This is a genomic window from Mycolicibacter senuensis (assembly GCF_003284925.1).
Lineage (GTDB): Bacteria > Actinomycetota > Actinomycetes > Mycobacteriales > Mycobacteriaceae > Mycobacterium > Mycobacterium algericum_A.
The window spans coordinates 1-12,488 of record NZ_QMEX01000109.1; the positions used below are offsets into that span (position 1 = coordinate 1).

The following is a 12,488-nucleotide window of genomic DNA, read 5'->3' on the forward strand; positions in this document are numbered from 1 at the left end:
CGCGACATCCGGCGGCAGTGCGACGGGCGGGATCTCGAGCGCGGGACCCGGCGGCGGCCCGGACAGCGGAGCACCGGGCAGGCCGGGCATTCCCGGCAGCCCCGGGATGATCAGCGGCGCACCGGGAACGGCGGGCGCCGGCGCGACCGGGGTGGGCAGATGCCGGCTGTCCAGCTTCGGCCCGGCGGGCGGCACCCGCACCGGAACCTCGGCCGGCGGGGTCGCCGGTTTCTCGTCGGGCAGCTTGGTGTTCAGGGGTGGCGGCGGCACACCCTCGGCCGGTTTCGGTTGGCCGACGACCACCCAGTTGCCGGCCGGGTCCTGGACCAGATGGGCGGTGTCGCGGGTCGGGATCATGCCCAGTTCGCGAGCCGCCTCGGCCAGCGCCGGCGCCGACTCGGCGGTGAGCACGTCACGCTCGAGCGCCTCCTTCTGCTGCAGCAGCACCCGGTTGCGCTCCCGGATGTTGCCCAGCTGATAGGAGCGCTCGGCGGCATCGGTCGACAGCCACAGCGTGATGCCCAGCCCGACACCGAGCGAACCGATGATCAACACCACGAACGGGACTTTGGCCGCCAAGGTGCGCGGCCGCAGGTCGATCGATGCCAGCCGCGTGATCAGGCGTTCCCGCAGCGGTACGCGCACTACTTTGGGAGCCTTGGCCTTTCGCGCCTTTGCACGCGCCTTGGCCTGCTTGGTGTTCTTCGGCGGCACCGGCCGGGCATCGGTGCGTGAGAGCACCGCGTTCTGCGGCCCCGACCGCGGCCGCGATTCACGCCCCGGGGCGGGCGAGGTCCCGTGTTGCCGACGAGCGCGCCGTGACTGCGGCGCCTCACTCGAACGCCGCGGCCCGGTGCGGGTGGCACCCTCGGGGCCGCGGCGGCGATCGCCCTGCCTGGCCGCAGGTTTGCGGTTGGTCGCCATCAATCCCCCCTCGCTGTCGAAGCCGGCCCGGCCGCAACGCGCTGCACGGCCCGCAACCGGACCGATCCCGCTCTCGGGTTGCGCGCGACCTCATCCGGTTGGGCACGCTCGGCGCCCCGCGTCAACGCCGTGAATCTCGGTCTGTCACCGGGCAATTCGACTGGCAGATCGACCGGCGTGCGCGACGTGGTCACCGCGGCGAACAGCTGCTTGACGATCCGATCCTCCAGTGACTGATAGGACATCACCGCGATGCGCCCGCCCACCGCCAACGCGTCCAGGGCGGCCGGGAGGGCGCTGCGCAGCGACTCCAGTTCGCCGTTGACCGCGATGCGCAGTGCCTGGAACGTCCGCTTGGCCGGATGCCCCCCGGTGCGTCGGGAAGGCGCCGGAATCGCCTCGTAGAGCAGCGCTGTCAGCTCCCCTGTCGAGGTGAACGGTGTCTGCGACCGTCGGCGGACGATATGGGCGGCGATGCGCGACGCGAAGCGCTCCTCGCCGAAACGGCGCAGGATGTCGGTCAGCGCGGCCGCGTCGTAGGTGTTGACGATCTCCGCGGCCGTCAGCTCGGCCTCGGGGTCCATCCGCATGTCCAGCGGGGCGTCCTGGGCGTAGGAGAAGCCCCGCTCCGCCCGGTCGAGCTGCATCGACGAGACGCCGAGATCGAACAGCACCCCGTCGACCGAACTTGTTGGGGCCAAACCCACTTCGGTCAGCGCTGCGCCGATCGCGTCGTAGCGGGTCCGGACCGTGCGCAGCCGATCAGCGAACCGGTCCAACCGGGTACCGGCGATCTCAAGCGCGGTGGTGTCCCGGTCGAGGCCGATGACCCGCAGGCCGGGGAACTGGCTCAGGAACCGTTCGGTATGGCCGCCGGCCCCGAGGGTGGCGTCGACGAGAATGGCGCCACGGCCGTCGGGTGATTCCCGGGTCAGCGCCGGGGCCAGCAGTTCCACGCAACGCTCCAGCAGTACCGGCACATGCCCGAATTCGCCCTGCTCGGCCACCGCCACACCTCCCCTCCGATGTTGGCCTCGCCATGCCGGCGCTCGTCCGGGGATCGCCCCTGCCTCGAGGTCCCTGCCCGACGGCGCGAACCTGACGTTGGGGAAGTACGTCAGGGTCGGTTCGGACAGAGGCCACGAGGCACGGGCGCGCGCCTCAGATGATGTCGCTGAGGGCTTCATCGCTGGCCGCGGAGAAGTTCTCTTCATGGGTCTGCTGGTAGTCGCTCCACGCCTGCGCGTCCCAGATCTCGAGGTAGTCGACCGATCCGATGACCACGCAGTCCTTGGAGAGGTTGGCGTAGCGGCGGTGGTCGGGTGACAAGGTGATCCGGCCCTGCCCGTCGGGATGCTGTTCGTCGGTGGCGGCGGCCAGGTTGCGCAGGAATGCCCGCGCTTCGGGATTGCTGCGCGACGCCTTGGCCGCGCGGCGGGCGAGCTGCTCGAACTCGGCCCGCGGGTACACGGCCAGGCTGTAGTCCTGGCTCTTGGTGACCATCAAACCTCCTGCCAGCGCGTCGCGAAACTTCGCGGGCAGTGTCAGCCGCCCCTTGTCGTCGAGCTTGGGCGTATAGGTGCCGAGGAACACCGGCCACCTCCCGCCACGTCGACAACGTTAGCCCACAATACCCCACAATCCCCCACTCCGCACCATTTATTGGGCCGACTTCGCCCCCTTTCCCCACTGAACCGAGAGTTGATCGGCTCTACCGCGACAAAATCAGCAAGCCGGGGCAGGAATCCACCAGGTCACGCCGGCAGAATCCAGGTGGGGCAAAGTGGGGAACCGGGCGGTGCCGACCGCGCCCGAGCGCTGGGGTACGCACACGAAAAAGGGGCAGCCGATCGGCTGCCCCTGTCACATCACACGTGCCGCGCTACGGCTCGAAACGACGGCGGAACCGGTCTTCCATGCGACTGGCGAACGTACCGCTGCCGCCCTTGACCCGGCGCTGCTGGCTCCCGCCCGTCTTGGTTACGCCGTCGCCGACCACGGTCGTGTGGTTTCCGGTGATGGCGAACACCACGCCGCCGAACATCACCACGAAACCGACCACGCTCAAGATCAGGAAGCCGGGGTTGACGGTCGAATAGAACGGAATACCGGAGACCAGCATCACCAGCCCGGTCAGGAACATTGCCATGCCCTGCACCCGCCGCCGCGTAGTCGGAGTGCGCAGGGCACCACCCCGGACGCTGGACGCGAACTTGGGGTCCTCCGCGTAGAGGGCGCTCTCGATCTCGTCGAGCATTCGCTGTTCATGATCGGAGAGTGGCATCGTCCCTCCTTGCCGACGGCCGGTCACATCACTGCCCGCGGCTGGCTACGGACTGTGCGGGCAACTAACACTGATAATACGAGGTCGGCCTGTGGTGTACCACAGGCTTCGTCAGCCGATTGTAGCCGCGGTCCGGCGATGCCGATCCGTAACCGCCCGACGTCCGGGAACCGGAGCTCCGATAATGGGTGCGCGTGCCCAAACCATCGACCGGGAGAGGAACCGTTGGCGACCTTGCTCATCGACCTGTCGCCGCGCGACATGGCGGAACGGCTCAGCGAGGCACTGCGCGTATACGTCACCGCGATGGGCTACCCGCCCGGCACCGAGAACCAACGGGCCTCGATGTGGCTGGATCACACCCGCCGCCGTGGCTGGCGAGCGGTGGCCGCCCTGCACGACGGGGCTACCGGGGGCGGCGCCGAACTGCTGGGAATCGCTTATGGCTACTGCGGTGCCCCCGACCAGTGGTGGCAGCAGCAGGTGGTGGCGGGTCTGCACCGCCGCGGCATCCCCCGCGCCGACATCCAGCAGCTGACGACCAGCTACTTCGAGCTGACCGAGTTGCACGTGCTGCCGCGTTCACAGGGCAGCGGCTTGGGCGAGGCGCTGGCGCGGCGGCTGCTGACCGGACGGGCCGAGGCCAACGTGCTGCTCTCCACCCCGGAGATCAGCGGCGAAGGCAACCGCGCCTGGCGGCTCTACCGCCGGCTGGGCTTCACCGACGTCATCCGCGGGCACCACTTCGCCGGCGATCCGCGGCCGTTCGCCATCCTGGGCCGAGCGCTGCCGCTGGAGCAGCCAACCGCCGCGTCGTCGGCCGACCGGCCCGCCGGTCTGGCACGATGACGTCCGTGCATGTTCGGCGCTCGCTACCGACTTTCCGGCGGTTCACCGCATACCGTCGACTGCTGGCACTGGTAGGGCTGGCGCTGATCACGGCGCCCATGATGGTGGGGTGTGTGCGCGTCAAGGCCACCATCACCGTCTCCCCCAACGACCAGGTCTCCGGACAGATCATCGCGGCGGCCAAACCCCGCAACGACAACGACACCGGACCCAAGCTCAGCGCCGACGTGCCGTTCGCGCAGAAGATCGCGATCACCAGCTACAACCGCGACGGCTACGTCGGCTCGCAGGCGGTGTTCTCCGACCTGACCTTCGCCGAACTGCCGCAGCTGGCCGAGATGAACCGCGACGCGGCCGGGGTGAACCTGGCGCTGCGCCGCGCCGGGAACCTGGTGATCCTGGAGGGCCGGGTGGACCTCACCTCGCTGAGCGACCCGACGGCCGACGTCGAGTTGAGCGTGGCGTTCCCCGGTGAGGTGACCTCGACCAACGGCGAGCGACTCGGCGACGACACAGTGCAGTGGCGACTCAAGCCGGGCGTGGTCAGCACCATGAGCGCACAGGCTCATTACACCGACCCCAGCACCCGATCGTTCGCCCGTGCCGCCATGTGGCTGGTGTTGTCGACGTTCGCCGTGGCCGCAGCGGTGGCGCTGATCGCCTGGGGCGGCCGCGACCGCTCACCGCGCTTCAGCGCCCCGCACGACGACGCGGCCTGAGCGCCGAGCCGGCTCAGCGAACCGCCGGCGACCAGTAGTCGAGCATCTGGGCGAAGGTGGTGAACGCGGCGGCGGACACCCCGTAAGTCGCCTCGAGGTGGATGCTCAAGGGAAAGCCCAGGTCGGCGACACCATCGATGACCCGCTTGTACAGGTCGAGCATCAGCTTGCGGCGCTGCTCGGGCTCGCTGTCGGCGAGGGTCCTGACGAAGGCCTGCTCGGCCGCGACCGCAGCGTTGCCGGGATCCTGGATCAGCCAGTTGATCAGGCCGACCCGGTTCTCGAACGTCGGCACGAAGCCGAAGGACAGCAAGATCTCCGGGCGCGCGTCGCTGTGCTGGGCGAACTCGGTCAAGAACGACACGATCGCATCGGAGTACAGCAGCTGGGTCAGCCCGAACGTGGCACCCCGGTCGCACTTGAAATCGAACCGGCCGATCTCGTCGGCGCGGGTCGGGATCAGGATGGCGCCGCGGTTGGCAACATCGGCGCGAAAAGTCGCCAGCGCGTCGGTGGGCGGCACCCCGGAGCCCTCACCGTCGGCCATGGTGCGCGGCACGCCGACGAACACGACGCCCTCGATACCGGCCCCGGTCAGATCGTCGAGCCGCCCACGCAGCGCGGCTTCGTCGGAGAACGCGGTTACCTGGGTGCACAGCCCGGCCATGCCCGGCAACTGCGGGCCGATGGTCTTCCAGAAGTCCAGCACGTCGAGCTTGGGCTTCATCTCCACGGGCCGGTCGTCGTCCTCGGCGATCATCGCGGGCATCAGGATGTGCCGGATGCGGCCCTCGATACCGGACTCGGCGGCAAACCGCCGGACCTTGTCGGCATCCTCGCAGGCCTTCTCGTGGGCCTGCTCCGGCCCACGATCCAAGTTCGGCGGGACAAGCTCGAGTGCGACGGTGTTCAAGGTCACGGGTTGCTCCTGATCGAAGGCGGTTGCCATGGGGCGGGTCCGCGGGCCGGCTTCGCCGGCTCGCTTCGCCAGAAGCAGCAGCGGCATTGCGGCCGACACGGACGCAATGCCCCGAGCCTATCGAAGCGACCGGTGCCGGCGGGCAATCGGTGTGACCCCACCGCGACGTCGCCGCCGGTCTGAGGCTCCCCCCGGGCGTGGTGGCACACTCTACGCTGAACGCACGCCGGGGGTCCCGGGCCGGCCGAGTGAGGAAGGGGCGCCGAGCTGAGCTTCAAGGCAACAGCAGCAACCGCACCGTCGGCCGTCGAACTGGCCGGTGCGGTAACCGAGCAGCTGCGCTCCTACCTGCGCACCCGCCGCACCGACACCGCCTACATGGGCGAGGACTACCAGGGGCTGATCGCCGGCCTGGAAGAGTTTGTCCTCGGCGGCGGCAAGCGGCTCCGTCCGGCGTTCGCCTACTGGGGCTGGCGGGCCATCACCGGCCGGGACGCCGTCGACGACGAGCTGCTGCTGTTCTCGGCGCTGGAACTGCTGCATGCCTGCGCGCTGGTGCACGACGACGTGATCGATGCCTCGGCGACCCGGCGGGGCAGCCCCACCACCCACCACAAGTTCGCCGATCTGCACCGCGCCCGCGGGTGGCGGGGACCGGCCGATCAATTCGGGATCTCGGCCGCCATTCTGCTCGGCGACCTGGCGCTGGTGTGGGCCGATGACATCGTCGCCGGAGCCGGCCTGCCGGCGGATGCGCAACGCCGGGTGCGGCGGGTCTGGTCGGACATCCGCACCGAGGTGCTGGGCGGGCAGTACCTCGACATCGTCGCCGAGGCCAGCGGTGACGAGTCGATCGCGGCGGCGATGACGGTCAACACCTATAAGACCGCCTCCTACACGGTGGTGCGGCCGCTGCAACTGGGGGTTGCGGCCGCCGCCGACCGGCCCGACATCCAGACGCTGTTTCACGAGGTCGGCACCGATCTCGGGGTGGCCTTCCAGCTGCGCGACGATGTGTTGGGCGTGTTCGGCGACCCCGCCGTGACCGGCAAGCCGTCCGGGGACGACCTGCGCTCGGGCAAACGGACCGTGCTGGTGGCCGAGGCCGTCGAGTTGGCCGACAAGTCGGATACGGCGGCCGCTGAACGGTTGCGCGCATCGCTCGGCACCGCGTTGACCGACGCGCAGGTCCGCGAATTGTGCGGCCTGATCGAGGCGGTGGGCGCGCTCGCCGCCGTCGAGGACCGTATCGACAGCCTGACCCGCCGGGCCATGACGGCGCTGGCGGCCGCCCCGATCGACGAGGCCGCCAAGACCGGACTGACCGACCTGGCCCGACTGGTCGCCGACCGGTCCGCCTGAGGAGCCCCCAGCGCCATGTCCATCCCCAGCACATCGACGGTTCCGGCGGGCCCGACCCGGCCGCTGACCCGGCTGCGCGAGTTCGCCACCAGCGAGCAGGCCGCAGCGGCGTGGCTGGGGTGCGCGGGCGCGATGCTGATCACGGTGGGCGGCCTGGGCGCCGGCAGCACCCGGATCCAGGACCCGGTGCTGGAGTCGGTGCATCTGTCCTGGCTGCGGTTCGGTCACGGGCTGGTGTTGTCGTCGGTGCTGCTGTGGACCGGTGTCGCGGTGATGCTGTTGGCCTGGTTCGGCCTGGGCCGGCGGGTGATCGACGGCGCCGCAACCGAATACACGCTGATTGCCACCACCGGGTTCTGGCTGGCGCCGCTGCTGCTGTCGGTTCCGGTGTTCAGCCGCGACACCTACTCCTATCTGGCCCAGGGCGCACTGCTGCGAGACGGTTTGGATCCCTACCAGGTGGGTCCGGTCGAGAACCCCAACCCGCTGCTCGACGACGTCAGCCCGATCTGGGCGGCGACGACGGCACCTTACGGCCCGGCGTTCATCCTGGTCGCCAAACTCGTCACCATCCTGGTGGGCAACAACGTGGTGGTCGGCACCATGCTGTTGCGGTTGTGCATGCTGCCCGGTTTGGCGCTGTTGATCTGGGCCGCACCGCAAGTCGCCCGCCGGGTCGGCGGCAGCGCCCCGGCGGCTCTGTACCTGGCGGTGCTCAACCCGCTGGTGATCATCCACCTGATGGGCGGCGTCCACAACGAGATGCTGATGGTGGGCCTGATGGTCGCCGGGATCGCGCTGACGCTGCAGGGCCGGCCGCTGGCGGGCATCGGCCTGGTGGCCCTGGCCGCCGCGGTCAAGGCCACCGCGGTGATCGCGTTGCCGTTTCTGGTGTGGGTGTGGATGCGCCGGCTACAGCAACGACGCGGCTACCCGGCGGCGAAGGCGTTCGCGGCGGCGGCGACCATCTCCGCGGCGATCGTCGTCGCCGCCTTCGCGGCGCTGTCGGCGCTGGCCGGTGTGGGCCTGGGTTGGCTGACCGCGCTGCTGGCCGGCAACGTCAAGATCATCAACTGGCTCACCGTGCCGACCGCCGCGGCCAACCTCGTCCACGCCGTCGGCGGACTGGTCGCGCCGATCAATTTCTATGCCGCACTGCACATCACGCGGATCAGCGGGATCGTGGTGATCGCGGTGGTGCTCCCGGTGCTGTGGTGGCGGTCGCGCCACGACGACCGGGCGGCGGTGACGGGGATCGCCTGGGGCATGCTGGTCGTGGTGCTGTTCGTGCCGGCGGCGCTGCCCTGGTACTACACCTGGCCGCTGGCGGCGGCAGCCACCGTGGTCCGCTCACCGACGGCGATCGCGGCGATCGCGGCGGCCTCGACCTGGATCATGGTGATCTTCAAACCCGACGGCTCGCATGGCATGTACTCGTGGCTGCACGTGATCGGCGCGACCGGTTGCGCCGTGTTCGCCTGGTACCGACTGTCGAAAACCGCCCCGGAAGTCCCGTCACCGGCCGGCTGAGCTCAGTACGCCATGGCCTGCGCCCGGCGCATCACCTCACGGGCCTGATGGGCGTGCAGCGCGTCGATCGGGCGGACGTTGGCGACCGACTCGCGCGCACCGTCGCGGGTCAGCGACAGCGACGGGTCGTGGGTGAACAGCCAGCGCACGATGTCGGTCTGCTGGTAGCCGCCGTCGTGAAGCACCGCCAGCAAACCCGGCAGGCTCTTCACGACGTCCCCGGCCGCGGTGAAGAACACCTGCGGCACCACCAGCGCACCGCCGCGCCGCACCGCGAGCAGATGGTTGTCGCGCAGGTACTGATGCACTTTGGTGACCGGCACGCCGAGCATTTCGGCGACCGTCGGCAGGTCGAACATCGGTTCGTCGGGTTCCAGGATGTCTTCGGCGGCCGGGATGCTGCTCACCACACGAGTCTAGAACCGCCGGATCGGCGGCCCACCCGCATACCATGACCATGTGACCGCAGCGTGGGGCCCAGACGCACTCGAGGGCGCCCTGCTGGACGGCCGGTATCGCGTCGGCACCCGGATCGCCACCGGCGGCACCTCCACGGTGTATCGCGGTCTCGACGAACGATTGGACCGCCCGGTCGCGTGCAAGGTGATGGATCTGCGCTACGCCGGCGACCAGCAGTTCCTCACCCGATTTCAGCTCGAGGCGCGGGCGGTCGCCCGCCTCAAGGACCCGGCTCTGGTCGCCGTCTACGACCAGGGGTTCGGCACGCCGCACGACCCCGGCCAGCCGTTTCTGATCATGGAACTCGTCGAGGGCGGGACGCTGCGCGAACTGCTCAACGAACGCGGCCCGATGCCGCCGCATGCCGTCGTCGCGGTGTTGCGCCCGGTGCTGGGGGCGCTGGGTATCGCGCACCGCGCCGGCCTGGTGCACCGCGACGTCAAGCCGGAGAACATCCTGATCTCCGACGACGGCGAGGTGAAGGTGGTCGACTTCGGGCTGGTTCGCGCCCTCGCGGCGGCCGGGATCACCTCGACCAACGTGATTCTGGGCACCGCGGCCTACCTGTCACCCGAGCAGGTCCGCGACGGCAATGCCGGGCCGGCCAGCGACGTCTACGGAGCCGGCATCCTGACCTATGAGCTGCTGACCGGTCGCACACCGTTCGCCGGTGACTCCCCGCTGACCGTGGCCTACCAGCGGCTCGATCACGACGTTCCGCCGCCCAGCGCCGCCATCGAGGGGGTGCCCAGGGAATTCGACGAGTTGGTGGCACGCGCCACCGCACGCGAGCCGGCTGACCGCTACGCCGACGGCCTTGAGATGGCCAGGGACGTCGCGGCGATCGCCGAACGGTTGGGGCTGCCGGCGTTTCGGGTTCCGGCCCCGCGCCAGTCCGCCCAGCACAGCTCGGCGCCGAGGCAGCGGCCGACGCTGCACATGACGCGTGGCCCGCAGGATTGGACAGCCGACACCGACACCCAATGCCAGGTGGTGACGGGGCAATTCGCCGGAATCGAACTGAGTCAGTTCGTGCTGCAACGTCAGCACGCGCGCCGGATGGTGGTGATCTGGCTGACCGTGGTGTTCGCCCTCACCGGGCTGGTGGCTGCGGTGGGGTGGACGCTGGGCAACAACGTCGGCGCACTGCTGTAGGCCGATCCCTTCGCCGAGCAGACACCAAAGCGCCCTAAAACCGGGGCGTCAAGGGGCTTTCACGTCTGCTCGCGGTGAATGAAATCAGCCGCGCAGCATCTCGGCGACCAGGAAGGCCAACTCCAGGCTCTGCTGGGTGTTCAGCCGCGGGTCGCACGCGGTCTCGTAGCGCCCGCCCAAGTCCGCATCCGAAATGGCTTGCGCGCCACCGAGACACTCGGTGACGTCCTGGCCGGTGAACTCCAGGTGGATGCCGCCGGGGTGGGTGCCCAGCGCGTTATGCACCTCGAAGAACCCCTGTACCTCGTCGACGATCCGGTCGAAGTGCCGGGTCTTGTGACCGGTGGAAGCCTCATGGGTGTTGCCGTGCATCGGGTCGCACTGCCAGATCACCTGGTGACCGGTGGCCTGCACCTTCTCGATGATCCCCGGCAGCAGATCGCGCACCTTGGAGTTGCCCATCCGGCTGACCAGGGTGAGCCGGCCCGGCTCATTGTTGGGGTCGAGCCGTTCGACGTACTCGACGGCCAGCTCCGGGGAGGTGGTGGGCCCCAGCTTGATGCCGATCGGGTTGGCGATCACCTCGGCCAGGCCGACATGTGCGCCGTCGAGCTGGCGGGTCCGCTCACCGATCCACACGTAGTGCGCCGACAGGTCATAGAGCTTCGGTTCGCCCTCGATGTCGGCCATTCGCAGCATGGCGCGCTCGTAGTCGAGCACCAGTGCCTCGTGGCTGGCGTAGATCTCGGCGGTCTGCAGTTCCCGGTCGGCGACCCCGCAGGCGCTCATGAACCGCAGGCCGCGATCGATCTCCCTGGCCAGCGCCTCATAGCGCGCACCGGCCGGCGAGGTACGGACGAACTCCCGGTTCCAGTCGTGCACCAGTTCCAGCGACGCCAGCCCCGAGGAGGTCAGCGCCCGCACCAGGTTCATCGCCGCGCTGGCGTTGGCGTAGGCCCGCACCAATCGGGAGGGGTCGTGTTCACGCACGGCGGCGTCCGGGGCGAATCCGTTGACCATGTCACCGCGGTAGGACTTCAGCCCGAGTGCGTCGATGTCGGCCGAGCGGGGCTTGGCGTACTGGCCCGCGATGCGGGCCAACTTGACCACCGGCGTGGATGCCCCGTAGGTGAGCACCACCGCCATCTGCAGCAGGGTGCGGATGTTGCCCTTGATGTGCGGCTCGGTGTTGTCGGCGAAGGTCTCGGCGCAGTCGCCGCCCTGCAGCAGGAAGGCCTCCCCGCGGGCGACCTCGGCCAGCAGCCCCTTGAGCCGGACGATCTCGGACGCCACCGTGATCGGCGGGACACTCTCGAGCACCGTGCGCATTGCCTTGGCCTGGTCGGCGGGCCAACTCGGCTGCTGAACAGCCGGGCGGGCCAGCGCGGCATCAAGGCGCTCACGCAGGTCCGCGGGCAGCGGCGGCAGCGCCGGCAGCTGGTCGATCGGTACATCAACGGTCCAGTTCACCCGACCATGGTAGCCGGGGAACGACCCGCGCTGATCAGGCCTGTTCGGTGGCGCTGCCGACGGGCCAACTCCTCAACGGCCCGCTCCGCGCCCCGCATCGTCGTTGGCCGTGCCGACGGGCCAACTCCTCAACGGCCCGCTCCGCGCCCCGCATCGTCGTTGGCCGTGCCGACGGGCCAACTCCTCAACGGCCCGCTCCGCGCCCCGCATCGTCGTTGGCCGTGATCACCTGGAAGCGTCGCAACTGGTCGCGGGCGTCCACCAGCGCGTCATGGCTGCCTGCCGACCGCGGTGGCAGCCGCGGCCGGCCCCGGTCCTCCCAGAGTTGACGCAACTCGTGGGTGAAGTGCGGGATCGACGGCGGCAGGTCGGGCATCGTGCCCCACAGCTGGCACAACACCACGTGGTCGTAAGCCGCCACCCAGGCCCATAGCTCGATCGGCTCGCCGTCGTCGACTGCGAAGAACTCCTCGAGATCGTCGCGGATCCGGCGCCGTGATCGCCACGCCGGGGATGCCGGGGAGGGCAGCTTGGGCAGCACGTGGGTGCGGACCCACGGACCGGCCCGGCCCGGATCGAATTCGGTGGAGACCGCGTAATATTCCCGCCCGTCCTCGGCGACCACGCCGATCGAGATCAGCTCGATGGTGCGGCCGTCCTCGATGAACTCTGTGTCGTAGAAATATCTCACCTCCCGCTCATCTCCCGGGGCCGCCGGGGCGCTGTAGCCGATGGGCCGGAAGCGGCGTGGAAAAGGGCATTGTGGGCGCAGCCGCGTCGGCGACCGCGCGATTGGGCGCAGACCGCCCGGCCGGCG

At 69.7% G+C, this 12,488-nt stretch carries 13 protein-coding genes; 5 read left to right on the top strand and 8 right to left on the bottom strand.

Annotated features, from left to right (window positions below; translation table 11 throughout):
- The 4 genes from ftsL to DQP56_RS18605 all read right to left on the bottom strand — a co-directional run.
- On the bottom strand, positions 1 to 927 hold a 927-nt coding region (gene ftsL, locus DQP56_RS18590), incomplete at its 3' end, for a cell division protein FtsL (RefSeq protein WP_435673882.1).
- Positions 924 to 2,111: a 16S rRNA (cytosine(1402)-N(4))-methyltransferase RsmH gene (gene rsmH, locus DQP56_RS18595; protein ID WP_112687903.1), complete on the bottom strand. Its 1,188-nt coding sequence runs from the start codon at positions 2,109 to 2,111 to the stop codon at positions 924 to 926. The genes ftsL and rsmH, both read right to left, overlap by 4 nt.
- Positions 2,086 to 2,517, bottom strand: a complete 432-nt coding sequence (gene mraZ / locus DQP56_RS18600) for a division/cell wall cluster transcriptional repressor MraZ (protein ID WP_013828670.1) — start codon at positions 2,515 to 2,517, stop codon at positions 2,086 to 2,088. Before mraZ ends, rsmH begins: the two co-directional genes overlap by 26 nt.
- A 289-nt stretch (positions 2,518 to 2,806) precedes the next feature.
- Positions 2,807 to 3,208 (bottom strand): SCO2097 family morphological protein, encoded by a 402-nt coding sequence (locus DQP56_RS18605; RefSeq protein ID WP_112687905.1) that lies wholly within the window; start codon positions 3,206 to 3,208, stop codon positions 2,807 to 2,809.
- 225 nt (positions 3,209 to 3,433) lie between these two features.
- Here DQP56_RS18605 and DQP56_RS18610 point away from each other — a divergent pair, with 225 nt between their 5' ends.
- Together DQP56_RS18610 and DQP56_RS18615 are read left to right on the top strand one after the other, a co-directional pair.
- A complete protein-coding gene (locus DQP56_RS18610; protein ID WP_112687907.1) occupies positions 3,434 to 4,057 on the top strand; it encodes a GNAT family N-acetyltransferase in 624 nt (207 codons plus the stop codon).
- Between the two features lie 98 nt (positions 4,058 to 4,155).
- A complete protein-coding gene (locus DQP56_RS18615) occupies positions 4,156 to 4,776 on the top strand; it encodes an LppM family (lipo)protein (protein WP_435673883.1) in 621 nt (206 codons plus the stop codon).
- A 13-nt stretch (positions 4,777 to 4,789) separates the two neighbouring features.
- Here DQP56_RS18615 and DQP56_RS18620 read toward each other — a convergent pair whose 3' ends face one another.
- Positions 4,790 to 5,695: a mycobacterial-type methylenetetrahydrofolate reductase gene (locus DQP56_RS18620; RefSeq protein WP_112687923.1), complete on the bottom strand. Its 906-nt coding sequence runs from the start codon at positions 5,693 to 5,695 to the stop codon at positions 4,790 to 4,792.
- Between the two features lie 267 nt (positions 5,696 to 5,962).
- Here DQP56_RS18620 and idsA2 point away from each other — a divergent pair, with 267 nt between their 5' ends.
- Positions 5,963 to 7,057, top strand: a complete 1,095-nt coding sequence (gene idsA2, locus DQP56_RS18625) for a bifunctional (2E,6E)-farnesyl/geranyl diphosphate synthase (RefSeq protein ID WP_112687911.1) — start codon at positions 5,963 to 5,965, stop codon at positions 7,055 to 7,057.
- Between the two features lie 15 nt (positions 7,058 to 7,072).
- Entirely contained in the window at positions 7,073 to 8,587 is a 1,515-nt protein-coding gene (locus tag DQP56_RS18630) for an alpha-(1->6)-mannopyranosyltransferase A (RefSeq protein ID WP_112687913.1), read from the top strand.
- A gap of 2 nt (positions 8,588 to 8,589) precedes the next feature.
- Here DQP56_RS18630 and DQP56_RS18635 read toward each other — a convergent pair whose 3' ends face one another.
- Positions 8,590 to 8,994 (bottom strand): Rv2175c family DNA-binding protein, encoded by a 405-nt coding sequence (locus DQP56_RS18635; protein ID WP_165825073.1) that lies wholly within the window; start codon positions 8,992 to 8,994, stop codon positions 8,590 to 8,592.
- 52 nt (positions 8,995 to 9,046) lie between these two features.
- Between DQP56_RS18635 and DQP56_RS18640 the strand changes: the two genes are divergently transcribed.
- Positions 9,047 to 10,201, top strand: coding sequence for a protein kinase domain-containing protein (locus DQP56_RS18640; protein WP_112687915.1), 1,155 nt, complete (start codon positions 9,047 to 9,049; stop codon positions 10,199 to 10,201).
- Positions 10,202 to 10,285: 84 nt separating this feature from the next.
- Here the strand turns inward: DQP56_RS18640 and DQP56_RS18645 are convergent, their stop codons facing one another.
- Together DQP56_RS18645 and DQP56_RS18650 are read right to left on the bottom strand one after the other, a co-directional pair.
- The gene (locus DQP56_RS18645; protein WP_112687917.1) at positions 10,286 to 11,671 is read right to left on the bottom strand and encodes a class II 3-deoxy-7-phosphoheptulonate synthase; all 1,386 of its coding nucleotides are present in this window, start codon (positions 11,669 to 11,671) and stop codon (positions 10,286 to 10,288) included.
- Positions 11,672 to 11,855: 184 nt separating this feature from the next.
- The gene (locus DQP56_RS18650) at positions 11,856 to 12,362 is read right to left on the bottom strand and encodes a polyadenylate-specific 3'-exoribonuclease AS (RefSeq protein ID WP_112687919.1); all 507 of its coding nucleotides are present in this window, start codon (positions 12,360 to 12,362) and stop codon (positions 11,856 to 11,858) included.
- Positions 12,363 to 12,488 lie beyond the last annotated feature (126 nt).